Below are 22,676 nucleotides of genomic sequence, written 5' to 3'. Positions count from 1 at the left end.
GCCAGCACCCCAACCAAACCGGCCGTGACGATCATCCCAGCGACCAAGCCTCACCGGGTCAAACGGACACCAAGACCCTAAGTCACCGGTATTGGGACTAGCCTCGCCCCTTCGTCAGGGGCGGTCCGGCGGCCGGGGCCGGAAAGAGGAAGTGCGTCCTGATCTGGGAAAACAGGGCTTCGGAACGCACTTGCAGTGTGGAGGCCACCCGGACCCGTCCGCGGCTCGTAGTCACTGGTGGCGGCCGAGCGGTGGTCAGTCACGCCGGTGCCCGGCTGCTGGCCGATTTGGTGGACGCCACTGGTCTGGCCAGCGGTTTCAGCTAGGCTCTGGCCGGATTACGGCAACCGCAGGGCGGTCACGATCCAGGCCGGATCGCGGTGGATCTGGCGGTGATGCTCGCCGACGGCGGCGAAACGATCAGCGATCTGGGCGTGCTGCGTGACCAGGCCACGTTGTTCGGTCCGGTGGCCTCCGATCCGGACGCGTGGCGGTGACTGTCCGGGCTGGACGCCTCGGCGCCGGCCGGGGTGCGTTCGGCGCGGGCCGCCGCGCGCCGGATTGCGTGGGCGCAGCCCGCCTGACTGACTGACTGAGGTTCCGATGGGACGCACGGTCGAAGTTCTTCTCGTCGACGACATCAATGGCGGTGCGGCAGGCGAGACCAACGGGCTCGAGGTCAGCGAGCCCACCTGCGAGACGAAGCGCGCAATCCAATTCCCGCAGCTCAGAGCACTTCGCGCTATCTACGAGCGACACTCGCCGCGCTAGCCCGAGGTCAGCGATTGCTGTGGTGGCCGCCGAGCCACCCTGTGATCACTACTCTTGGGGGAGGGAGCGTACGTCTCGGGTCTCGACCCTCGACTGAGGCTAGTACTTGCGGTACCGCAGCCGGCTAAGGCTGACGGAAAGGGGGAGTCCGTGCGAAAGGCGCTAATAGTCGGTATCGACCATTACAAATACCTGCCCGAGTTACACGGTTGCGTGAAGGACGCGCACTCGGTTCGCGGCGCGTTGGAGGAACATGCCACTGGTGAGCCCAATTTCGTCAGTCCGCGAATGATAACCGCGTCCGCGCCGTCTTCGGTAACGCGCGACCATCTGCGTGACGCCGTGGAGGAGTTGTTCACGGACGACCCCGAGATCGCCCTCTTCTACTTCGCTGGACACGGTTGGTTCGATGACACTGGAGGCTTCCTGTCCGCCAGTGATTGCCGCAGTGGTCATGACGGAGTGGCGCTCAACGAGGTCATGACATTCGCGAATAACTCCCCGGCGCAGAACAAGGTGATAATCCTGGACTGCTGCCACAGCGGCACCGTCGCTGACGTCCCGCTCAGGCGTGGAATGGCCGAAGTCTCCACCGGTACGACCATCCTGACCGCCTCCACCGACCGGCAGTACTCCGTCGGAACAAGGCGAGGGGGCGTCTTCACGAATCTGCTGGTCGACGCTTTGGGGGGTTCTGCCGCGAATCTCGTCGGAGAAATCACACCGGGCAGCGTCTACGCGCACATCGACCAGTCGTTGGGGCCTTGGGCGCAACGACCTGTCTTCAAGACCAACGTGAAGCGCTTTGTCTCTCTCAAACGGGTTCGGCCTCCGATCACCCGCAACGACCTCAAGGCTCTGGTGACGCTGTTCCCGGCCCCGGGCCACCGGTTCGCGTTGGACCCGTCCTTCGAACCGGAGCGCTCAAGCGATCAGAAAGCCGATGTGAGCATCCCTCCACCGGATCCGGCGCACACGGCCACGTTCGCGGTGCTGCAGAACTACGCCAAGGTCAACTTGCTGAGGCCGGTCGATGCGCCGCACTTGTGGCACGCGGCGATGTGGAGCAAATCCTGCGAACTGACGGTACTCGGCCAGCACTACTGGCAACTCGTCAACGACAAGCTGATCTAGATGGGCGGATCTGACAGCTGCCCGCCGCGGGACAGCCTGGTCGAGGTACTGGCAGCCGTCGAGCACGAACGCTGGTCGCACTGGCAGCGCTATCTGCACTCTCGATGTGAGCGCACCGCGGATGGCTCGCTGGTGATTCCGGCCGAACTAGTGACACGCTGGGAACACCAGATCGTCACGCCCTACGACCAGCTCACCGACGCGCAGAAAGAGAGCGATCGGGAACAGGTCCGGCGCTACCTGCCGATCGTCGAAGCCGCTCTCGAGAACCGTGACACACCATGAATGGCGCTCGGGGCGCCCAGTTTGACTGCCGTTGCATGATCGGCGGTTTGTCGTTCCAGAAGCCGGACCGACTGGGCGTGGACCTGCTAGCCGCAGCTGACGGCTAGCAGGTCGCTTGGTACGGCGTCTCCGGGGTGTAGCGGCGCCACTGTTTCCGGGAGAGTCCACCCGCGCGAGCGTCGGTATGGCCGGTCAGGGGGAAGGCGAGCGGCCGGGGATGCCCTCGGTCGGCCATGGTCCAGAGTACGACCGCGCCGTCGTCCGCGCCGGTCGCGATGATTTGACCGTCCCCCACTTAAAGTGTCAGCCCAGCTCAGGAGCGGGTTCGCGGACCACTCCCACGTCGACGAGGCACGGACCGAGCACCCAGGCCGGCGACGGCGAATCCCCGCGCAAGACGGGTGCTACAGCCGTCACGGGTCCGAGCCCGTGCACGTTGATCATCGCCGGGCAGGCGCACGCCGACGACCGGCCCGGACACGCGCGCGGCGGCGGCCGGCCGGGCACCTGCTCCGTGAGAGGCTGGCCGGGTGAGCGCAGTGGAGTCGACCCCGCCGGCGCGCCGCGGTCGGGGCCGTCCGGGAAACGATCAGGCCGCCGTGCTGCGCGCGGCGATCGAACTTTTCACTCGCAAGGGCTACGACGCGACGAGCATCGGCGATCTGGCGAAAGAACTCGGCGTCACCAAATCCGCGATCTACCACCATTTCGAGAGCAAAGAGGATCTGCTCCGGCTCGCGCTCGACGACGCGCTCGGGGAGCTGACGTCGGTGGTCGAGAGCGCGTCGCGGGACGATCGGCTCTCAGCCTATGAGCGGCTGCGCGAGGTCGTCCGGCGTTCGGTGGAAGTCTTGGTGTCCCATCAGCCGTCGGTCACTTTGCTGCTGCGCGTGCGGGGAAACACCGCGATCGAGCAGGGCGCGCTGGAGCGCCGCCGTTGGCTGGACGACCGGCTGGCCGACCTCGTCCGGGCAGCGGTGGCCGACGGGGCGCTCCGGGCCGACGTCCCCGCGAATCTGGTCAGCCGGTTGTTGTTCGGCATGGTCAACTCGCTGGTGGAGTGGCTTCGAGCCGACGGATCCTACGACGCGCGGACCGTGGCGGACGCGGTGACGACCATCGCGTTCGATGGGCTGGCGATCGAGCGGCGCTGAACCGGCCGGAGAGACCCGGTCAGCGGGCTTTCCGATCCCCGCCGGGCCGGACCGGCCGCGGCCAGGATGCCCGGACCGGAGTGCCGATCCGGAAGTCGCAGGCGTAGGCGAGCTCCGCTCCGCCGCCAAGCGCGAATCCGCCAGGCGCGAATCCGCCAGGCGCGAATCCGCCGAGCGCGAATCCGCCGAGCGCGAATCCGCCGCGCGCGAATCCGCCGAGCAACGCGATGGTCGGCATCGGGATCCGGTGGATGCGGTCGAAGATGCTCGTCGGGAAGCAAGAAGTTCCGGGTGCGGTGGCGGACGTCGGCAGGTCAGGCTGCGGTCGCCGACCTCGAGGATCCGGTCGACGTTCGGCAGGCCAGTCGTCCTTCACCCGGCCGGCCGGGTCAGGCGTGTCGTAGCCGGTGACGCACAGGATGGTCGACTCCAGCGAACTCGCCGCCGAAACCGCGGCGGCCCCCACCACTACTGGAACGAGCGCCGCTGATACCCGGTGCAAGCGACTTGTGCGCGAATTACCAGGCTCGAGGCGGAGGGTGGGCACGTCCCCGAAGCCGAACGAAAGCTGGTCATGTCGTCCTCTCCGTCCTCCGTGGGGATCAACCAGAGCGCACGCCGAGCCACGGCCCGGCGTGGCGTCGTGCTGTTCCTGTCACTGGTCGCACTGTTCAATGCGTTGTCCGTGGCCGTGGTGGTCCACACCGGAAACACGGCCTGGTTCCTCGCGCTGATGTGGTCGGTCGCGGCTTCCTCGTTGATCTGCCGCCTCGTTCTCCGCGAGGGGATCCGTGACGTCTCGTTCCGGTTCGGTGGCCGCCGCGTCCTGTTCTTCCTGGCCGCTGCCCTCGCGTACCCGCTCGTCATCGGCCTGGTGGCCTACGTCATCGCCTGGACGACCGGGCTGGCCGACTACCACTCGCCGCCGCGGGGATTCCCGCTCGGGTTGCTACTCGCCGCGACCGTGACCACGCTGGTCGCCTGCCTGTCGACGACAGGCGAGGAGATCGGGTGGCGCGGTTATCTGCTGATCCGGTTGATCGACGCCGGCGTCCCTCGTCCGGTGCTGGTCAGCGGAATCATCTGGGCGCTGTGGCACGCTCCGCTGATCATCACGGGGTCCTACGTGGTGAACGGCGGCGGCAATCGCCTGGCCGGGCTGATCGGGTTCGCGGCGACCACGATTGCGGCCGCCTTCGTCCTCGCGCGGCTCCGGCTGGAGAGCGGCAGCATCTGGCCCGCCGTGGTGCTGCACGCCGGTTGGAACAGCATCATCCAGAGTGCTTTCGATCCGGCCACGTCCGGCTCGGGTGCCCGGCTGTGGCTGGGGGAAGGCGGGTTGCTGGTGGCCTCCGTGGCTGTCCTCTCGGCGGTACTGACCACGCGCGGACGCTGGCTCGCACTGCGCGCGCCCGGGACGTCGCTGGATTCCTCAGCCGGAGACGGCGAGGCTGGCGGCGACCAGTTCCTGGGTGCTGGCCCATGGCGCCGATTCACCGGCCGAGTACAGCGCGCTGAACCTGGCGTCTCCGAGGCGCGCGAGGGCTGACCGCGCGGCCGCCGCGGTATCGATGTCGAGGACGTCGTCCCACCGGCCCAGCTGGTGCGCGGCACCGAGAAGCCGTGTGGCCGGCTCCGGCCGATCACGAGCGCACTCGACGACGGCCAGCACCGCGAGGAGCGCCGCGGCGATCGGGGTGCGTGAAGCCAGCGCGAGGCGCACAGCCGGATGGTCGAGCCGCCGGACGGCCTGGTCCGGCGTTTCTTCCGTGGTTTCGACGAGGGCGAGCATTCCCAGCAGCAGGACGATCTCGTGCCGCTGCGCCGTGCTCGCGGCCAGACCGGCTGCGGCGTAGCGGCCGGCGAGTTCGACCTGCCCGGTCCGCCATTCCAGTTGCGTCAGGCCGAGGTATACCCGCGCCGGTGACGGCGTCGAGTCGAGCAGGACGGTCAGCTGCCGTCGGGCGCCGTCCACGTCTCCGTCCCGCGCCCGGCGCAGGGCTGTCCGGACCTCGTCGTCGGTGGTGTGCCGGGCCATCCCGAGTTCCCGCAGGTAGCGGGCGCGCCTTTCCGCGAGGTGGGGAATACCTGCCTCTTCGCCGGACCGCTGCGCGGCGAGACTCAGCGCGTCCAGCGTGATCGCGAGCCCCCAGCGTTCGCTGAGCGCTTCGAAGCCATCCAGAGCCCGGGCCAGGCCGGCGCGGGCCTCGGCGAGCCGGCCGGTGTGAAGCGCGAGGAAACCCTGGAGCAGCAGCCTGAACGATCGATCCCACGGGGTCGTCGGTTCGGGGCCCGGGACCACGTCGCGCGGAGCGAGATCGTCAGCCGTCCCGATGGCCACCTCAGCCGGGCCAGTCCCACCAGGGGGTGGGAGCCGACCCCGTGGAGTGCCACCCGGACCCGATCGAGCGCGGCCGGAGTAGTTTCCGGTGCACTCAGCTCGTGCACGGCCAACGCGTGTCCCAGGGTCACCAATGACCGGATCTCCGGCCGGATCGGCCCGGGCGTTCGGAGGATCAGGTCGGTCACGGCACGGGCCTCGGCCACGTCGTCGCGTAAGTACCAGAACCAGGACAACGCTACGGCGAGCCGACCGGCCAGGTCGGCAGTGCCGGACCGCGCCGCCCAGCGGACCGCGGCGGACAGATTCTCCCGTTCGGCGACCAGGCGGGCCAGCCACACGAGCTGGTCGGAGCCGCGTAGGCCGGCGTCGGCGGTCTCGGCCAGGTCGAGGAGGAAGGCCGCGTGGCGTGCCCTGATCGGGTCCGTTTCACCACGTCGGGTCAGCTGTTGCAAGCCGAACTCGCGAATGGTCAGCAGCATGCGGTAGCGCGGCTCGGTCGGCTCGGTCGTGTACAGGAGCGATTTGGCCACCAACGCGGCGAGGAGATCCGGCACGCGGTTCTCCGGCTCGCCGAGTGCGGCGGCCGCGTCCTCACCGAAGCTGCCGGGGATGACGGCTAGCCGCTCCGCCAGCGTCCGCTCGTCGGCGTCGAGCAGGTCCCAACTCCAGGCCACCGCTGCCCGCAGGGTCTGCTGCCGGGGGAGCGCGGTCCGGCTGCCCTCGGTGAGGAGGTCGAAGCGGTCGTTCAATCGGGTCGCGACCGCCTGCAGCGGTAGCGAACGCAGCCGGGCCGCAGCCAACTCGATCGCCAGCGGCAGCCCGTCCAGGCGCCGGCAGATCTCGGCCACGGTTCGGAGCGCGGCGTCATCGAAGGCGGCGTCCGGATCCACGGCGTAGGCCCGGTCGGCGAAGAGGCGGACCGCGGCGGCGGCCCGGATCTCGTCGGCGGACGCGTCCGGGCCGGGAAACCGCAGTGGCAGCACCGGATGCACGTGCTCGCCATCGACGCGGAGCGCCTCGCGGCTGGTGGCCAGGATCCGCAACCGAGGGCAGCAGCCCAGCAATCGAGTAGCCAGTCCGGCCGCCGCGTCGGCCACATGCTCGCAGTTGTCGAGGATCACGACCGGGTCATCGGCGCTCAGCACCTCGACCAGACGCTCCGCGACGCTGCCGCGCGTGGAGGATCCGGCCCGGACCCGCACGACGTCGTAGACGGCCTGGGTCACGTCGTGCGCGCCGCGGGAGGCGAGCGGTACGAACCAGATTCCGCCGGTCGGCGTCAGCCGCCGTCCCGCCTCGTTGGCCAGCCGGGTCTTACCGACTCCGCCCGCGCCGACGATCGTGACCATCCGGGCGCTCTCGAGGCGGCCCACCACTCGGACGACGTCATCGTCGCGCCCCACGAAACTGGTCAGTGACGCGGACAGATTGCCGGATGCGCTGCGGCGCTGCGGCGGTTCGGTCCGGAGCGCCGCCAGATAGGCCGCTCGGAGGTGGGGACCGGGGTCACAACCGTAGGCCTCGGCCAGCCGACCACGGATCCGCTCGTAAGCCGCGAGTGCGTCACCCCGGCGGCCGCTCGCTGCCAGCGCCAGGATCAGCTGTGCGTGCACCCGCTCCCGAATCGGATGGCCGGCGGCCAACGATTCCAACTCGACGACGAGGTCGGCTCCGGCGCCCATGTCGAGCTCGGCCTCGATTCGATCTTCCAGCGCGGCCAGCCGGGCACGCTCGAGCCGCTCCGCCTCGCGAACGCCGAACGAGAGCCCTCGGACGTCGGCCAGCGCCGGACCACGCCACAATTGCAGCGCAGCGTGAAGTGCGGGCGCCCTAGCCGCCGGTGGGAGCTCCCGAGCCTCACGCACCAGCCGCTCGAATCGCAGCGCGTCGACCGAATCCGGCTCCACCGCCAACCGGTAACCGCCCGCGACCGACGTCACCGCGTCCGCGGAACCCAGCGCACCGCGCAGACGTGACACCAACGACTGCAGCGTGTTGAGCCGGCCGCCGGCGCCCCACAGATCCTCCAGCAGCGCCGCCGCCGAAACCGGCCGCCCACCGGCGGACGCAAGGCGGACCAGCAGCGACCGCAGCTGTTCTCCGCCGACCGGCACCGCGCGACCGCCGACGCTCAATTCGAGCGGACCGAGGAAACCCACACGCATACGCTCACGCTACTGGCGCCTGCGCCGACGGCTGACCGACGCCGGCGCGGGCGCGGATCACTTCCGGTGGACTCGCTCGCCCGCGTCGGCGTCGTCGCCGTCGAGGAAGGCCACCAGCAGCCAGTACGCGAATGCTCAGGTGTCATCGCGAGCTCCTCCCGAGCGAAGGCAAGGGAGTTGTCGCCTACGCGGCAATCTCTTAGGGACGAGCGCGAATACCTTGGGGGGTCGGCCGGGGGTCGGTCCTGATGTTCGGGCCGCTCGGCTGCCGGAGTGTGGGTGGCGAAAGGTCACTCAACTCGATGGAGACACGAACGATGATCACCAAGCGAAAGCGCTGGCTCGCTGCCGGCCTCGCGGCCGTCGCCGGTGTGCTGGCCGCGGGTGGGCTCGCCGCTCCGGCCGACGCCAGCATGTCCACCTGCACGGCAGCCTTCAACTTGCGGGTCCCCAGCGGGACGCCGACCAGCATCCAGAAGATCGACGGCACCAACGGCGCCAACGGAAGCATGAGCTTCTTCGTGCCCTCGGCCTCCGTCGCCACCCCGTACGTGATGCTCTGCAACGAAGGCGGCGACTTCCTCTTCTACGACTGGTACGTCGACTCCTTTGTCGACAACAAGCCGGAGTACCTCCTGCGCGCAGGCAGCGTGAACATCGGCGCACAGAAGCTCGAGCGCGCGCGCATCGGCGGCGCGGCGACCTACCGCCTCGAGATCCAGCCCTCCACGCACACCACGAACAAGACGTACTTCGCGGTCGGTGCGCTGGTCGGCTAAGGCGCGAGCGCGGCGGACAGTTCGTCGCGGCGGGAGATCGCCAGCTTCCGGTAGCACGCGGACAGATGCACCTCGACGGTCTTCGGTGTGACGAACAACCGCTGGGCGATCTCCCGGTTCGTGTGGCCGTCAGCGGCCAGGTCGGCCACTCGCCGTTCACTGACCGTCAGCGCCGCCGGGCCGCTCAGCGCGGTACGCCGGGGACGTCCCCCGCTCGCCCGCAACTCGGCGCCGAGCCGCTCCGCCAGCGGCACGGCGCCGAGCGTCGCCGCCAGATCCATGCCGCGGCGCAGCGTGTGGCGTGCGTCGGTCACCAGCCCGGCCTGGCGCTGGCGAATACCGAGAACGCCGAGGGCTTTCGCCCGCTCGAGCTTCGCGGATCCGAGGACGTCGACCGCGTCGGCCGCGTACTGGAGGCCGGCCGGGCCCTCCGTGAGCAACCCGGCCACCCACAGGGCGCGGCCGAGCGCGCGAGGCGCGCCCCAGCGCCGGGCCGCTTCGAGGTCCTCCTGCGCGAGCTTCCGGCCGTCCCGCTCGCGGCCGAGCGAGCGGAGAGCGAGCGCAGCTTCGCTACGCCAACCCACCACAGCCGGGTTGACGCCGCCGATCCGGGCGAAGCACTCCCCGGCGGCGAGCGCACTACGAAGTGCTTCTTCCGGACGATGACGAGCCCGCAGAAGTCGAGCTCTGGCCTCGAGCAGCAGGTGCCAGGGGCCGTCGGGCGGCAACGGCTGCGGCGCGCCGGTCCAGGTCAGGGCGGCCTCCGCGGCATCGAGGTCCCCGCGTTCGACGGTCGCGATCGTCAGCCACGGGCCGGTGAACGCTCCGGCCAACCCGATCCGGGCGGTGTCCGCGGCGGTCATCGCGTCGTCCAGGTCGGTGATCGCTTCGGCCAGGTCGCCCCGGTAGAGCCACGCGAGACCACGCCAGGTCAGTGCGGCGCCGAGCGCGTAGTAGGAGCCGATCTGGTGCGCGCGGGCGAGGACGGCGTCCAGATTGGTCATGGCGAGGTCGTGGTCGGCGGCGATCAACGTCCACCAGGCACAGATCTGGGCGGTGTCACCGGCGCTCACCTCGGTGAGGACGGGGTCGTCGAGCGCGCGTTCGGCGAGCGCGACGGCGGCGGGGTCGCCGGTCATCGCGACCGCGGCGCTCAACGCGGCGTCGAGCATGCGGGAGCCGGGATCCCCGCCCCGTTCCTGCGCCAGCCAACCGGCGATCCGCTCGTCCCGGTCGGGGGCGTGGTAGGCGCCGGCGACGCAGAGGCTGATCATTCCGGCGGCGATCCGTCCGCGGAGGTCGTCGGTGGGCGCGCATTCGAGCGCCGCCGCCGCGGCGTCCCAGGAGCCGGTGAACCGGCCGACGTAGTACCGGGCGCGAGCCAGCCGATGGCCGATCGACGCGCGTTCGTCGGGGTCGGTGCAGCGCTCCAGCGCGGAGGTGTAGAGGTCAGCGGCGGCGGGCAGGTCGACGGCGGCGGCCACGTCCGCGGCCGCGAGCAGGATTTCGTGCTCGTCCTCGGCGTCGGGAGGCTCGCTCAGGGCCCGCCGCAGGTAGCGGAGCGCCGATTCCGGGGCTCCGCGGGCCAGCGCGTCCCTCGCGGCCCGGCGGAGCTCCTCGACCACGATCGTCTGCCCGGCCGGCAGCATCCGGAGGAGGTGCGCCGCGACCCGCTCCGGGCTGACCCGTGCGTAGAACAGAGTCACCGCTGCCCGCCGGTGACCGGCGGCGCGGACCGACGTCGACTGACTCTCGTAGACGGCCGTGTTCACCAGGGGGTGGACGAAGCGCACGCCATCGGCCGAGGCGCGCTCGAGGAGTTCGTGCCGCTCGAGGGTGTCCGCGGCGGCCAGCGCGGCGGAGAGCTCCAGCTTGGCGACGGTGGCGGCGACGCTCAGGACCGCTTCACCACCGAGGACGGAGATCGCGCGGGCGAGGGCACCGCAGTCGGCCGGCATCCGGACGAGCCACGACTCGACGCGCCGGCCGAGTGCCTCGGCGCCGACCCCGTTGACCTGGGCGGTGTTCTCGGCGGTCGGGGCGAGGTCGTTCGTCCTGGCGGCGACGGCGAGTTCGCTGAGGAACAGCGGGTTGCCACCGGTGGCGGAGTGGCAGGCCGCCAGGAACTCCGGGTCTCCCGGTCGGCCGAGCGACGCTTCGATGAGGGTGCCGCTGGCGCTCGGGCTCAACGGCGGCAACGGGACGGACAGGCAGGACGCGTCGGCGACCAGGCGCGCCAGCAGTTCGCCGGTCGCGCCCTGCTGGCGCGGTCTGGTGGCGGCGACCAGCAGCAGGTTCATGTCTTCCAGCCGCGGGAGCAGAAAGGTCAGGAATCGCAGCGACGGTTCGTCCGCCCAATGGAGGTCGTCGCAGATCAGGACCGTCGGCCGGAGCGCGCACAGGTTGGCGGTGAGCCAGTAGAGGGCGTGGAGGCTGGCGAAGTCGCCGGGCGGCCGGTCGGTCGTCGGCGCGGACGCGCCGGTCACGACGCCGGCGCCGGAGGCAGCGCCGCTCAGGACGAGGTCGCGGTCCGCGGCGGGCATCGCCGCCAGAAGCGGTTCGAACATCTGCCGGACGACGCCGAAGGCGAAGCCGCGTTCGAGCTCCGAGCCGCGTGCGGTCTTGACCTGGAAGCCCGCGGCGGTGGCCGCCTGGCGGGCAGCCGCCAGTACTCGGGTCTTGCCCAGCCCGGCGGCGCCTTCGATCAGCACGCAGCGGCCGCGACCATCCGCCGCCGCGGCCAAACCACGGTCGAGCTCCGCGAGCACCGACGCTCGCTCGAGCATCTCGGTCACACCGTAGACAGTGGAGCGTGGCGTGCGCGGCGGCAATCGGCCGACTGTCCCACTGTGTCTCCGCGGCGGCCCACTCGCTGACCGCGGCTCGATCCGGACGTGGAGCGGCCCGGAGCGCGGTTTCGCGTTCCGGGCCTTCGCTTCTCGGGGAGGTCAGCTGCAGTAGCTGTAGTCCCAGCAGTCGTTGTAGTGGCGCTTCTTGTGGTGGCGACGACGCGGCCGGCAGTCGTAGTCGTAGTTGTCGTTGCAGTCGTACGAGTAGTCGTAGTCGTAGCAGCCGCTCATGTCGTCCAGCCTCCGAAGATCGTGGTCGGGGTGTGTTCCCCGGGTGTCATCAGATTGCCGCTGATCGGGGCCGTGTTCGTTCGGCGCTGCGACGGCCGGAACGTTCGGTTGCGAACACTCGCGTGGAGCGGGCCGACCGTGCCGATCGCGTCTCGCGTCATATTGCCGGTGTATCGAAATCTGCATACGCCCCCACAACGGGCGTCCCTCTTCGATGGAGTCGTCTGCCTGGGCGCGTGACTGCGCCGGCCGGTTCTTCCTCGGGAAGGGGAATGTCTTGACGGACTCGAACGGGGTGCGGGGAGTCGATCGGCGTCGTGTGCTCGCCTGGGGTGGCGCGGCGGCCGTGGGTGTTCCGTTGGCGAGCATGGGCCTGAGCCGCGCCGACGCGGTCTCGACCGGATTGCCCGGGGCCGATCGGATCCCGCCGGACGCCCGGCCAGGCGGCGCTTATGACCGCTACGTGGCGCAGTTGGCCGCGGCGGGCAAGTTCTCGGGTGTGGTGCTGCTGTCGCATCGGGGCCGGACGGTGCTGTCCCGGAGTTACGGCACGGCCGACGTCCAGAAGAAGGTCCTTATCCGGGAGGGCACTGCGTTCAGCCTCAGCTCGGCGGGCAAGCCGTTTCTCCCGGTTGCTGTTCTGCAGTTGGTTCAGCGGGGGAAGTTGCGGCTGTCGGACACGGTGGGCGCGCACTTGGAGGGTTTCCCGAAGGCCGTCGCCGAGCGGGTCACCGTCCATGATCTTCTTACCGGGGCCTCCGGGTTGCGCAGCCCCGAAGAGGACGTGGATCGAGTTTTCGGGAGCCGGGCCGAGGTGCAGCGCTACTACGGGCAGCGTGCCCGGCAGGCGGAGCTGGTGGGTGTCCCCGGCGTTGCCTCCACCCTCCATGAGGAGGCGGGGATCACCATTTCCGCGTTGATCGTGGAGGCGGTGGCCGGAACGACCTACTGGGATTACGTCCAGAAGAACATTTTCGAGCGCTGCGGCATGACCGGCTCGGCGTTCTACACCCGGCCGCAGTGGCTGGCCGATCCGAACATCGCGCATCCTTACATGACGCTGGCCGACGGCAGCGTGGTGGACGCCGTCGGCAATCTGGAAAAGGGCAGCGGGCGCCCGGAGGTACTGGGCAAGAATCCGGGCCGGGCCTTCATCGATGCGCCCGGAGACGGTGGTTTCGCCACTGCGCCGGATCTGGTTCGGTTCGGCCAGGCGCTGGGCAACGGCACGCTGCTGGAGCGGCCCTGGGCCGACGTACTCACCGCGGCCAAGTTGCCCCAAGGTCCGGCGTCGTTCGGTGCCTATCTGTGTCCGGTCTCCATCAGCGGGGGTCAGTGGGTTTTCGAGCGCGCCGGCGGTAATCCCGGCGTCGGGGCGAACTGGAGCATTTACCCGGACACCGGCTGGGTCGGTGTCATCCTCAGCAACACTGACAGCGCGCCGTTGAGGGAGATGATCGGACGAGAGACGCAGGCGATCACGGGGGTCGAGGCCACCGGAGGTGGGGGCGGCTGAGGTCGCGGCCGGAGCGGGCCGCGCCACCGAGGCCCCCGGTCTCGCGGCAGAGGTGGCACCGCCTCCCGATTACCCGATTCCTCGGCTCTGGCGGCTCGGGTGCGCAAGGCTGGCGGCTCAGGTCCGCAAGGTCAGTGCCCGGCAGGCGGGACACGGCAGCCGGGTGACGCCCGCCGGGAAGTAGATCAGCGCGCCGCACGACCGGCAGGAGCACTCGCCTCCGGCGACGTCCACCCGGCGGCCGCACGCCTCGCAGACGACGACGCGGGCCGTCGGTAGCGTCACCATCGCGTTGCCGCACCCGCCGCAGCAGCGGGACACGGTGGGCACGGCGACCTGCGTGTACTCCGCGTGCAGCCCGAAGCCGGACAGCAGTCGCTCGGCGTCGGCCGGCAGGAGATGCGGGATCCAGGCTTGGCAGAACGTCGAGTACTCCATGCGCAGCGGAATCCCCGGCGGCGACTCGTCCGGATCCAACGCCAGTACCCCGGCAGCCTCCAGGCGCAGGTAGGTCGCCTCCATGAACTGCCGGAACCGCTCCGCGACCGGCCAGATCCCGACGTCGACGAGCCACGGCTCCGCGCCTCGCGGAATGCGCCGCAGCGCGGAGATCGCGATGTTCAGGTGCTGCTCGAGGGCGGACAGCTCGGCGTCGAAGTCCTTGCAGACGGTCGACTCCACGAGGTAGCGGATCATGCCGTCGCGGAACTGCTCGTCGTTGCGGGCCCGCGGCGACACCGCCTGCGGGCACTCCCGGAGCCACGCGGCGTAGACACCGGCGTACAGCTGCCGGTACCGGCCGACGTCCCCGGCCGCCCTGGCCAGTCGTAGGTGCACCTGGACGGGGGCGAGCAGGTGGTGGAACACCGTGTTGGTGAGCCCGGAATTGCTGCCGGCGTTGGCGGCGCGGAAGTCGTAGTCGACGAGCGATCCGCAGTGGTCGCAGTACAGGTATGCCGTCGTCGAGGGCAGTTGCTTGGGCGCCCCGCACTGCGGGCAGTCGACCCGCTTGACGAACGCCGACGGCGCGAACAACGACGGGCGCCCGGCCGTCTGCGCCAGGCGGGTGAGCGATTCGCCGATCCCGCCCTGGGGCGGCGCCGCGCCGGTCGGCTGGGGCTGGGCCGCGCCGGCCGGCTGGGGCGGCGGCGCCGCACGGAGTCGGAATCGGGCCATGGGCTGCAGCCAACCACGTTTCACCTGGTAGCGCACCCGCAGGATCCGAATCGCACCGGCCGTGGCGACGGCGGCAACCCACCGCCCGGCGGCGCGCGGCCGGGCGTCCACCAGAACCATGACCCTAGTGACCGCCGTCGGAGAGCAAGGCGGTCAGTCCGCCGCGTGCGTCCTCGACCACCGCGGTCTCCGCGGCGACCTCGTCGCCCGCGCGCAGTGCGCGCACCAGCGCGCGGTGGGTCGCGTAGCGCTCCGCGCCGAATCTCGGGTCCTCGGCGACGCGCTCCAGGCGCCGGGCCCGGGTTTCCGACGCGGAGAACACCCTGGTCTGGTCGAGGAGCCGGATCAGCACCGGATTGCTCGCGCACGCGCTGACCGCGTCGTTGAAGCGCTGCATCACGTCCAGCAGCTGGTTGACGTTGCGGGTCACGACCTCGCCGTTGCTCAGCCGTTGCCCGATGACGAGCCGCAGGTCGTCGGACTCGTCGAGGATCGCGTCGAGGTTGTCGAGCTGATCGGGTGTCGCGTGCCGGGCGGCGAACCGGGCGACCATGCCGCGAAGCGCGACCTCCACCTCGGCCAGGTCCTGCAGCGCGGTGTCGCCGAGGTTGGAGACCTTCACGGTCCGCGGACCGGTGCGCTCGAGGAGCCCGTCCTGCTCGAGCCGGCGGATCGCCTCGCGCACCGGCGTCGGGCTCACCGCGAGCCGTTCGGCCAGCCCGCGCTCGGTCACCTTCTGGCCCGGCCGGAGCTCACCGGTGACGATCGCGGCCCGGACCGACCGGTAGGCCCGGTCGGCGAGGGTGTCGCTGGTGAGCCCCACGAGAGATTCGGTCGCCACGTCGGCAGCCTAGCGTTCGCCATTGCATCTTGCTAAGCAACCCTTGACGTTTTTGCCATAGCAAAGCTACGGTCGCCGCACCCCGATCGAGGGAGGGGAACGATGGCGTCCCGCATCCTGATCACCACCGACTACCTCCGGCCCGGCGACGAGGTCGATCAGTACCTGCGCCGTCTGGGGCACGAGACCGTGCACGCGCCGATGCGCGGCCGGCGTGACCCCGACGAATTGGCCGAGGCACTGGTCGACATCGACGCGGCGCTGATCGCGAACGAGCCGATGACCGCCGACGTGCTCGCGCGGGCCGCCACCCTCCGCGTGATCGTGCGCACCGGCGTCGGCTACGACTCGGTCGACGTCGCCGCGGCGACGCGGCGGGGCATCACGGTCAGCAACCTGCCCGGCGTCAACGCGAACGCCGTGGCCGAGTACACGATCGGCGTGCTGCTGGCCGCCGCGCGGGGACTGGTACGCAGCGCGGCCGGCGTACGAGCCGGGGGCTGGCCGCGCGAGGACGGTCACGAACTGCGCGGTGCGACGCTCGGCCTCATCGGCTACGGGGCGGTGGCGCAGGCGGTCGTGCCGCTGGCTCGCGCGTTCGGCCTGAAGATCCTCTGCACGACGAGCCGTCCCGATTGCCGCGACGCGGTGCCGCTCGACGAGTTGTTGGCCGCCTCGGACTACGTCTCGATCCACACCGCACTCACCGCTCGCACCCGCGGCCTGCTCGACGCGGCCGCGTTCCGCCGGATGAAGCCCACCGCCGTGCTGATCAACACCGCGCGCGGCCCGATCGTGGACGAACACGCGCTGGTCGAAGCGGTCCGCTCGGGCCGGATCGCCGGTGCCGCGCTCGACGTGGTCGACGTCGAACCGCTCCCGGTCACCAGCCCGCTGCGCACGGTCGACCGGATCGTCGTCTACTCCCACCTCGCCGGCCAGTCCGCCGAGGCCCGCCGGGCCGCCGGAATCGAGGGCGCGGCCGAACTGGTGGCCGCCCTCAACGGCACCCCCCGCTTCGCGGTCAGCTGACCCTTCGAAAGAGAGCTCTATGGACGAGACACAGGTGCGGATCCTGACGCCGACCGGAATGCTCGGGGCGGGCTGGGACGAGGCCACGATCGAGCGCGGACTCGCGCTCGGCGTCGACGTGATCACGGTGGACGGGGGATCGACCGACTCCGGGCCCTACTACCTCGGGTCGGGCACGGCGAAAACGACGGCGAAGGCGGTGGCCCGCGATCTCCGCAGCCTGCTGCGGGCGGCCGCGCGGTCCGGGGCCCCGCTCGTCGTCGGCTCGTGCGGGACGAGCGGCACCGACAGCGGCGTCGACTGGGTCGCGGGCATCGCCGCCGAGGTGATGGCCGAGGAGGGCCTGGACCTCCGCGTCGCCCGTATCTACAGCGAGCAGAACGCCGCCGACCTCAAGGAGCACCTCGACGCCGGACGCATCCATCCACTGCCGCCGATGGGTGAGCTCCGGGCCGAGACGCTCGAGAGCTGTGCGCACATCGTCGGGATGATGGGGCACGAGCCGATCGCCGAGGCGCTGGCGGCAGGCGCCCAGGTCGTGCTGGCCGGACGCGCGACCGACACCGCCGTCGCGGCCGCCTATCCACTGATGAAGGGCGCCCCGCCCGGACCGACCTGGCACGCGGCGAAGATCGTCGAGTGCGGTGGGCAGTGCACCACGAACCCCCGCGAGGGCGGGGTCTACACCGTGATCGACGCGCGCGGCTTCACGATCGAACCGCTCTCACCGGACAGCGCCTGCACGCCCTACTCGGTTGCCGCCCACATGCTCTACGAGACCGTGAACCCGTACGAGATGCGGGAGCCGGCCGGGACCCTGGACGTGCGGGACGCGACCTACGTCGCGGTGGACGACCGGACGGTCCGGGTCGAGGGTTCCTCGTTCCACCACGCCGACCAGCACACGATCAAGCTCGAGGGCTCGCGGGTCACCGGCTACGAGACGATGTCGTTCAGTGCGATCCGGGACCCGCTCGTGCTGGCGGACATCTCCGGCTGGGCCGCTCTGCTGCGACGGCACCTCACGGCCCGGGTGCACCAGACGCTCGGGCGCGGCGACGACGAGTACGCGTTCGACGTCCGCCTGTACGGACACGACGCGGTGCTGGGCGAGCTCGAGCCCGAGACCGGCCCGCCCCGCGAGGTCGGCGTGATGCTGCTGGTCAACGCGCCGGACCAGGCCACCGCGACGGCGGTGGCGAAGGTCGCCAACACGTTGATGCTGCACCTGCCGGCCGCGGACATGCACTACCTGCCGAGCTTCGCGTTCGCGAGCTCTCCGGCGGAGGTGGAACGGGGTGCGGCCTACGAGTTCGTGCTCAACCACGTCGTCGACAGCGGGGACCCCACCGCCCTGTTCCGCATCGAATACGGAGTCTCCCGGTGACCACGATCAGTGATCTCGCGCTGGAGGTCCGGTCGAAGAACGCCGGCCCGTTCTGGGTGACGATGGAGCTGTTCATGCGGGACGACGAGGGCTTCCGCGCCGTCGAGTTCGTGGACGAGCGGGTGGTGGCCGAGCTCTACCGGGTCGACGCCGGGTCCGTCCAGCTGTTCCGGATCCCGTCGCTCAACGTCGTCAAGATCTCGTTCCCGCGGCCGGTCTCCCAGGGATCGCTGCGGGACCGGGACATGCACGCCGGCCAGCACCACGTCCCCCTGGCCGGTCTGAGCGTGGACCCTGGCCGCGCGGCGGCTCGCACCCTCCTCTGATCTTTGAACCCTCCGAACTCGAGGATCCCCATGAAAAGGACCGCTGTAGCTCCTTTCGTGCTCGCCACCGCACTGGTTCTCGCGGCGTGCGGCAGCAATGCCGGTTCCCCCACGTCGGCCGGGCCCTCGGCGACCGCCGACGTCGGCCGGGCCGCCACCGTGACGCCCGTGGACGCCGGAGTTCTGCAGGCCGCCCGGACCGAGGGCGAGGTACTGCTCTACACGAACAGCGAAGAGCAGCAGATGACGCCGATGATCAAGGCGTTCGAGGCCGCGAACCCGGGCATCGAGGTCCGGAGCCTGACGCTCGGCAACCAGGAGATGTTCCAGCGCTACGAGACCGAGGTCGCGTCGGGCGGGTCGACGGCCGACGTGGTCATGAGCAGCGACGCGGTCGGCTGGCTGTCGTTCCTCCGCGGTGGGAACGTGGCCGACTACACCGACCCGAACACGCCCAACCTGCCCGACTACGCGCTGCTCGGCAAGGGCGTGTACGCGTTCTCCGAGGATCCGGTCATCGCGGTGTTCAACAAGGCCGTGCTGCCCGAAAACAAGCAACCGACGTCGATGGCCGAGCTCGCGAAGATGGCACCGCAACTCGACGGGAAGATCGGCGCCACCGCGATCAGCAACGTCATCCAGTTCGGCGCGACCAGCGCGTACCTCGACAAGTACGGCGACGCCGGCTGGCAGACGCTCGAGCGGATCGGAGCCCACGCGGGGCTGGAGTCCGACAACGGCCCGCTGGTCACGAAGCTGGCGCAGGGTCAGTACGCGGCGGCGTTCTTCGTCTCCGGGGCGGTCCGGGCGTTCATCGTCGGCGACGTGGCCAAGGTCGTGAACTACCGCTACCTGACCGACGGCACCCCGCTGCTGCCCCGGGCCGCCGCGGTGACGTCCCAGGCGAAGCACCCCAACGCGGCCAAGGTCTGGCTCAACTGGCTGCTCTCGACCAAGGGGCAGGAGGCCGCGTGCGCCGGAGGCTTCACCCCCTACCGGGACGGGGTGAAATGCGCATTCGGCCTGCCGCAGGTGAAGGCCATCGTCGGTGAGGACAACCTGATCATCGGGGCGTACGACCCCGCCCTGGCGACGGAACAGCCCCGGATCGTCGCGCGCTTCAACAAGGCCTTCGGACGATGAGCCTCGCGTTACCGGCCGTACGGCGGGCGCCGGTCGGCTGGTACCTGGTCTGGGTGCTCACGCTGGTCGTCGTCGTGGGGCCGGTGGTGCCGATCGCGCTGGCGTCGCTGCGGTCGACGCCGCTGTACCTGCCGGGCGGCGAATTCACGCTGGAGAACTTCGGCCACCTACTGACCGACCCGGCCTGGTGGGGGGCGGTCGGCAACAGCGCGGTCTTCGCCGGGCTGACCACCGTGCTGTCGGTGACGTTCGGCGTGGGCGCGGCCGTGCTGCTGACCCGGACGAACGTGCCGTTCCGGCGGCTGCTCTCCGGCGTGCTGGTGCTGCCGGTGTTGCTTCCCGGGCTGGTGCTGATCGTCGGTTGGATGGCGATGTGGGCGCCGTCGGGATACGTCTCGTCGTGGCTGTCCCTGCACACGTTCGTGACGTTCCCGGTCGACCTCTACACGCTGCCGGGAATGGCGCTGGTGGCCACGACGGTGGCGGCGCCGACCGTGTACCTGTTCTGCCGTGGTTCCGTGCTCGCGATCGACCCGGCGCTGGAGGACGCCGCCCGCAGCGCCGGTGCCCGGCCGCTGCGGGCGCTGATGTCGGTGACGGTGCCGCTGCTCCGGCCGGCCGCGCTGAACTCGGCGCTGCTGGTTTTCGCGGTGTCGTTCGAGGTGCTCGGACTGCCACTGATCCTCGGTTTCCCGAACGACATCACGTTCGTCTCGACCTACCTCTACGGGCACTGGATCACGGCGGCCTCCCCGGATCAGGGGCTGGTGTCCGCCGGCGCGATGTTCCTGCTGGTGTGCGTCTCGGGTCTGCTGGTGCTCCGGAACCGGCTGGTCGGCGACACCGCGCGCTACACGACCGTGACCGGGAGGGCGTCCGCACGGCGGACCGTGGATCTCGGTGCTGCTCGCTGGGGTGTGACGGCGCTGTTCGCGGCGGTGCTGGGAGTGCTGGTCGTCGTGCCGTTGGCCGGCGTCGTGCTGTCGGCGTTCACGTCGATCCTGACGCCGCTGATCACGCCGTGGTCGGTGCTGACGCTCGACAACTTCTCGGCGATCTCCGACAACCCGATCTGGTCGGACTCGATCGTCAACAGCCTGCTGATCGCCGGCGTCGGCGGGCTACTGGCGACGCTGGCGATCGCGGTGATCTCGGTGGTGGCACACCGCTCGACGTTCCGGTTCCGCGGATCGCTGCAACAGGCCGTGTTGTGGCCGCGGATGATGCCGGGCCTGGTCACCGGTATGGCGTTCTTCTGGTCGTTCGCGATCCTCGACCCGAGCGGCGCGGTTCGCGCGTCGCTGTGGGGGATCGGGCTCGCGTTCGCGGTGCGCAGCCTGGCGCTCGGGTACGGGGTGTTCTACCCGGCGCTGGCCGCGATCGGGCAGGACCTGGACCGGGCCGCCCGGACGTCCGGTGCCACCTGGTGGCAGGCGTCGGTGAGCGTCGCGCTCCGGCTCTCCGCGCCGGCCATGGCCGCGTGTTTCCTCCTGCTGTTCGTCTCGATGCTCAACGACGCCGATCCGGCCGTCTTCCTCGTCACCGACCGGACCCCGGTCATGGGCCTGACGATGCTGCAACTCGCGGCCACCAGCACCGGCGGGGCGGTCGCCGCGTTCGGCGTCGTCCAGATGGCGATCACGCTCGCCGTCCTCGGTGCCGGTCGACTCTTCCTGGGGGTCCGCACGCATGCCTGATCTGACGCTGACCTCGGTCGCCAAGAGCTTCGGGCCGAACGTCGTCCTGCACGATCTGGACCTGCACGTCGACGACGGCGAGTTCTTCACGCTGCTCGGCCCGAGCGGATGCGGGAAGTCGACGACGCTGTGGTCGATCGCCGGCCTGCACTCTCCCGACCGCGGCCGGATCGCGTTCGGCGACCGGGTGGTGTTCGACGGTGGGCGGGTCGACGTGGCTCCGGAGCGCCGCAACTGCGGCGTCGTCTTCCAGTCGTACGCGGTCTGGCCACATCGGTCGGTGCACGACAACGTCGCGTACCCGCTCCGCCTGCGCCGGGTCGGGCGGTCCGCCCGCACGGCCCGGGTGCGGGAGGTGCTGGAGCTCGTCGAACTGGGCCCGTACGAGAAGCGGTTCCCGCACGAGCTGTCCGGCGGACAGCAGCAGCGGGTGGCGCTGGCCCGCGCGCTGGCCTACCAGCCCGACCTGCTCCTGCTCGACGAACCCTTCTCGAATCTGGACGCCAAGCTGCGCGAACGCGCGCGCGAGTGGCTGCGGGCGCTGCAACAGCGGATCGGGGTGACCACCGTTTTCGTCACCCACGACCAGGACGAGGCGCTCTCGATGAGCGACCGCATCATGGTGATGAAGGCCGGCCGCGTCCGGCAGGTGGGTACGCCGGAAGAGATCTACCATTCGCCGGCCGACGAGTTCGTGGCCGACTTCGTCGGGACCGTGAACGTCCTGTCCGGGAAGGCCGCGTCCGGGCAGGTGTGGCTGCCCGGACTGGCGCAGCCACTGGCCGTGCCCTCGGCCGCGGACGGGCCGGACGTGCGGCTCGCGATCCGGTCCGAGCGGATCGTCGTGCACGCGGAGGAGTCCTCGGCCGCGAACACCGTGACGGTCACGGTGCGGTCGCGGGCGTTCCTCGGGGATCACTACCGGTACGTCGTGGCACTCGGGGAGCAGGACCTGGTGGTGCGGTCGGTCGCGCCGGTGGATCGGGGCGCCGAGCTGACCGTCGAGCTGCCGCCGTCGTCGATCCGCGTGTTCGGTCGCGCCGATCGCGATTCCTGATTCAGCGTCGCTTCAGCGCTGTTTCAGGCGACCGTGCGACCGTCCTCCCGGCAGATGACGTCGAGGAGGTCCTGTGAAGAATCGGACGAAAATCACGGCCGTGCTCGCGGCCTCGGCGGTGGCCGTCCTGGTCGCGCCCGGCGCCGCGCGGGCCGACATCCAGGACGGTCGTATCACGGTCCCGGTCTCGGGGCGGACCGCGGTGGTTCCGGATTGGCAGAGAGCCGGTAACTGCACGGCGTTTCCGGAGATGACGATCACGGTGACCGACTACCCGTCCGGCGACTACGTCGTGGCGGTCGCCGGCACGGTCTTCACGAGCAGGGTTCACGGCGCCGCGGACGTCTGGCACGAGAACATCTCGCTGCGCAATTCGGACGGCCTCGAGTTCGCGCATCTGACGCTCGACGGTCCGCAGATGAGGTCGCCCTACCAAGACCAGGCATTTCTCGCTTCCCGGGCAGTCCACATCTACGACGTCGACGCGATCTCGCAAGCCGTGCTGTCGGCCAGCTGTTGACACCCGACGGCCCGGCCCCAGGCGTCGACTCGGATCGAGTCCGCCCCGGGCGGGTCGTGGACGAACGCGGACGTGCGGTGGAACGTTTGCGAGGCTGGTCGCCGACCAGTTCGGCCACCGCGAGTTTCACCACGGGCCACTCGGCGTCGAGCAACGAGTGACCGGGGCTAGCCGCAATACCGGTGACTTAGGGTCTTGGTGTCCGTTTGACCCGGTGAGGCTTGGTCGCTGGGATGATCGTCACGGCCGGTTTGGTTGGGGTGCTGGCG

19 protein-coding genes and 2 pseudogenes are annotated in these 22,676 nt (G+C 70.3%); 14 read left to right on the top strand and 7 right to left on the bottom strand.

Annotated elements, in window-relative coordinates:
• Positions 1–197: 197 nt before the first annotated feature.
• The 4 genes and pseudogenes from ACIBZJ_RS43080 to ACIBZJ_RS43065 form a co-directional block, all read left to right on the top strand.
• Positions 198–581 (top strand): annotated as a pseudogene (locus ACIBZJ_RS43080) (IS1380 family transposase); the annotation flags it as partial.
• 340 nt (positions 582–921) lie between these two features.
• On the top strand, positions 922–1,905 hold the full coding sequence (locus tag ACIBZJ_RS43075) for a caspase domain-containing protein (protein WP_395939409.1): 984 nt from the start codon (positions 922–924) through the stop codon (positions 1,903–1,905).
• On the top strand, positions 1,906–2,190 hold the full coding sequence (locus ACIBZJ_RS43070; RefSeq protein ID WP_395939408.1) for a hypothetical protein: 285 nt from the start codon (positions 1,906–1,908) through the stop codon (positions 2,188–2,190).
• A gap of 530 nt (positions 2,191–2,720) precedes the next feature.
• A complete protein-coding gene (locus ACIBZJ_RS43065; protein ID WP_395939407.1) occupies positions 2,721–3,344 on the top strand; it encodes a TetR/AcrR family transcriptional regulator in 624 nt (207 codons plus the stop codon).
• Between the two features lie 76 nt (positions 3,345–3,420).
• On the opposite strand, the pseudogene ACIBZJ_RS43060 reads toward ACIBZJ_RS43065, so the two are convergent.
• Positions 3,421–3,615 (bottom strand): annotated as a pseudogene (locus tag ACIBZJ_RS43060) (hypothetical protein); the annotation flags it as partial.
• A gap of 303 nt (positions 3,616–3,918) precedes the next feature.
• Between ACIBZJ_RS43060 and ACIBZJ_RS43055 the strand changes: the two are divergent.
• Positions 3,919–4,893: a type II CAAX prenyl endopeptidase Rce1 family protein gene (locus ACIBZJ_RS43055; RefSeq protein WP_395939406.1), complete on the top strand. Its 975-nt coding sequence runs from the start codon at positions 3,919–3,921 to the stop codon at positions 4,891–4,893.
• Here the strand turns inward: ACIBZJ_RS43055 and ACIBZJ_RS43050 are convergent.
• Positions 4,777–5,382, bottom strand: coding sequence for a hypothetical protein (locus tag ACIBZJ_RS43050; RefSeq protein WP_395939405.1), 606 nt, complete (start codon positions 5,380–5,382; stop codon positions 4,777–4,779). The two genes, ACIBZJ_RS43055 and ACIBZJ_RS43050, sit on opposite strands and share 117 nt — an antisense overlap.
• 83 nt (positions 5,383–5,465) lie before the next feature.
• A complete protein-coding gene (locus tag ACIBZJ_RS43045; RefSeq protein ID WP_395939404.1) occupies positions 5,466–7,853 on the bottom strand; it encodes a BTAD domain-containing putative transcriptional regulator in 2,388 nt (795 codons plus the stop codon).
• Between the two features lie 317 nt (positions 7,854–8,170).
• Between ACIBZJ_RS43045 and ACIBZJ_RS43040 the strand changes: the two genes are divergently transcribed.
• Complete coding sequence (locus ACIBZJ_RS43040; RefSeq protein ID WP_395939403.1) at positions 8,171–8,632, top strand: hypothetical protein; 462 nt, start codon at positions 8,171–8,173, stop codon at positions 8,630–8,632.
• On the opposite strand, the gene ACIBZJ_RS43035 is transcribed toward ACIBZJ_RS43040, so the two are convergent.
• Entirely contained in the window at positions 8,629–11,418 is a 2,790-nt protein-coding gene (locus ACIBZJ_RS43035) for a helix-turn-helix transcriptional regulator (RefSeq protein ID WP_395939411.1), read from the bottom strand. The genes ACIBZJ_RS43040 and ACIBZJ_RS43035 overlap by 4 nt on opposite strands.
• Before the next feature lie 162 nt (positions 11,419–11,580).
• The gene (locus tag ACIBZJ_RS43030; protein ID WP_395932393.1) at positions 11,581–11,712 is read right to left on the bottom strand and encodes a hypothetical protein; all 132 of its coding nucleotides are present in this window, start codon (positions 11,710–11,712) and stop codon (positions 11,581–11,583) included.
• A gap of 277 nt (positions 11,713–11,989) precedes the next feature.
• Here ACIBZJ_RS43030 and ACIBZJ_RS43025 point away from each other — a divergent pair, with 277 nt between their 5' ends.
• Positions 11,990–13,228 carry a serine hydrolase domain-containing protein gene (locus ACIBZJ_RS43025; RefSeq protein WP_395939402.1) on the top strand — a complete coding sequence of 413 codons (1,239 nt, stop codon included), beginning with the start codon at positions 11,990–11,992 and terminating at the stop codon, positions 13,226–13,228.
• 117 nt (positions 13,229–13,345) lie between these two features.
• On the opposite strand, the gene ACIBZJ_RS43020 is transcribed toward ACIBZJ_RS43025, so the two are convergent.
• Together ACIBZJ_RS43020 and ACIBZJ_RS43015 are read right to left on the bottom strand one after the other, a co-directional pair.
• Entirely contained in the window at positions 13,346–14,404 is a 1,059-nt protein-coding gene (locus ACIBZJ_RS43020; protein ID WP_395939401.1) for a hypothetical protein, read from the bottom strand.
• A gap of 124 nt (positions 14,405–14,528) precedes the next feature.
• Positions 14,529–15,245: a GntR family transcriptional regulator gene (locus ACIBZJ_RS43015; RefSeq protein ID WP_395939400.1), complete on the bottom strand. Its 717-nt coding sequence runs from the start codon at positions 15,243–15,245 to the stop codon at positions 14,529–14,531.
• 102 nt (positions 15,246–15,347) lie between these two features.
• Between ACIBZJ_RS43015 and ACIBZJ_RS43010 the strand changes: the two genes are divergently transcribed.
• From ACIBZJ_RS43010 to ACIBZJ_RS42980, 7 genes are all read left to right on the top strand, one after another.
• Positions 15,348–16,277: a phosphoglycerate dehydrogenase gene (locus tag ACIBZJ_RS43010; protein WP_395939399.1), complete on the top strand. Its 930-nt coding sequence runs from the start codon at positions 15,348–15,350 to the stop codon at positions 16,275–16,277.
• 19 nt (positions 16,278–16,296) lie between these two features.
• On the top strand, positions 16,297–17,664 hold the full coding sequence (locus tag ACIBZJ_RS43005) for an acyclic terpene utilization AtuA family protein (RefSeq protein WP_395939398.1): 1,368 nt from the start codon (positions 16,297–16,299) through the stop codon (positions 17,662–17,664).
• Between the two features lie 5 nt (positions 17,665–17,669).
• Positions 17,670–17,990, top strand: coding sequence for a DUF4387 domain-containing protein (locus ACIBZJ_RS43000; protein ID WP_395939410.1), 321 nt, complete (start codon positions 17,670–17,672; stop codon positions 17,988–17,990).
• 30 nt (positions 17,991–18,020) lie between these two features.
• The gene (locus ACIBZJ_RS42995) at positions 18,021–19,133 is read left to right on the top strand and encodes an extracellular solute-binding protein (protein ID WP_395939397.1); all 1,113 of its coding nucleotides are present in this window, start codon (positions 18,021–18,023) and stop codon (positions 19,131–19,133) included.
• Positions 19,130–20,830, top strand: a complete 1,701-nt coding sequence (locus ACIBZJ_RS42990) for an ABC transporter permease (RefSeq protein ID WP_395939396.1) — start codon at positions 19,130–19,132, stop codon at positions 20,828–20,830. Before ACIBZJ_RS42995 ends, ACIBZJ_RS42990 begins: the two co-directional genes overlap by 4 nt.
• Positions 20,823–21,887, top strand: coding sequence for an ABC transporter ATP-binding protein (locus ACIBZJ_RS42985; protein WP_395939395.1), 1,065 nt, complete (start codon positions 20,823–20,825; stop codon positions 21,885–21,887). The genes ACIBZJ_RS42990 and ACIBZJ_RS42985 overlap by 8 nt, the downstream gene beginning before the upstream one ends.
• Positions 21,888–21,960: 73 nt before the next feature.
• The gene (locus ACIBZJ_RS42980) at positions 21,961–22,407 is read left to right on the top strand and encodes a hypothetical protein (RefSeq protein WP_395939394.1); all 447 of its coding nucleotides are present in this window, start codon (positions 21,961–21,963) and stop codon (positions 22,405–22,407) included.
• The last annotated feature ends 269 nt before the right edge of the window (positions 22,408–22,676 follow it).

This window comes from Cryptosporangium sp. NPDC051539 (genome assembly GCF_044454545.1).
GTDB lineage: Bacteria > Actinomycetota > Actinomycetes > Mycobacteriales > Cryptosporangiaceae > Cryptosporangium.
Note: the sequence above shows the minus strand (reverse complement) of the source record. Positions and strands in the feature narration are given on the sequence as shown.

Coding starts and splice junctions, on each gene's coding strand:
- ACIBZJ_RS43070 (WP_395939408.1), top strand. CDS start 1,906: ATGGGCGGATCTGACAGCTGCCCGCCGCGGGACAGCCTGGTCGAGGTA.
- ACIBZJ_RS43055 (WP_395939406.1), top strand. CDS start 3,919: ATGTCGTCCTCTCCGTCCTCCGTGGGGATCAACCAGAGCGCACGCCGA.
- ACIBZJ_RS43050 (WP_395939405.1), bottom strand. CDS start 5,382: ATGGCCCGGCACACCACCGACGACGAGGTCCGGACAGCCCTGCGCCGG.
- ACIBZJ_RS43045 (WP_395939404.1), bottom strand. CDS start 7,853: ATGCGTGTGGGTTTCCTCGGTCCGCTCGAATTGAGCGTCGGCGGTCGC.
- ACIBZJ_RS43040 (WP_395939403.1), top strand. CDS start 8,171: ATGATCACCAAGCGAAAGCGCTGGCTCGCTGCCGGCCTCGCGGCCGTC.
- ACIBZJ_RS43035 (WP_395939411.1), bottom strand. CDS start 11,418: ATGCTCGAGCGAGCGTCGGTGCTCGCGGAGCTCGACCGTGGTTTGGCC.
- ACIBZJ_RS43030 (WP_395932393.1), bottom strand. CDS start 11,712: ATGAGCGGCTGCTACGACTACGACTACTCGTACGACTGCAACGACAAC.
- ACIBZJ_RS43020 (WP_395939401.1), bottom strand. CDS start 14,404: ATGGCCCGATTCCGACTCCGTGCGGCGCCGCCGCCCCAGCCGGCCGGC.
- ACIBZJ_RS43010 (WP_395939399.1), top strand. CDS start 15,348: ATGGCGTCCCGCATCCTGATCACCACCGACTACCTCCGGCCCGGCGAC.
- ACIBZJ_RS43005 (WP_395939398.1), top strand. CDS start 16,297: ATGGACGAGACACAGGTGCGGATCCTGACGCCGACCGGAATGCTCGGG.
- ACIBZJ_RS42995 (WP_395939397.1), top strand. CDS start 18,021: ATGAAAAGGACCGCTGTAGCTCCTTTCGTGCTCGCCACCGCACTGGTT.
- ACIBZJ_RS42990 (WP_395939396.1), top strand. CDS start 19,130: ATGAGCCTCGCGTTACCGGCCGTACGGCGGGCGCCGGTCGGCTGGTAC.
- ACIBZJ_RS42985 (WP_395939395.1), top strand. CDS start 20,823: ATGCCTGATCTGACGCTGACCTCGGTCGCCAAGAGCTTCGGGCCGAAC.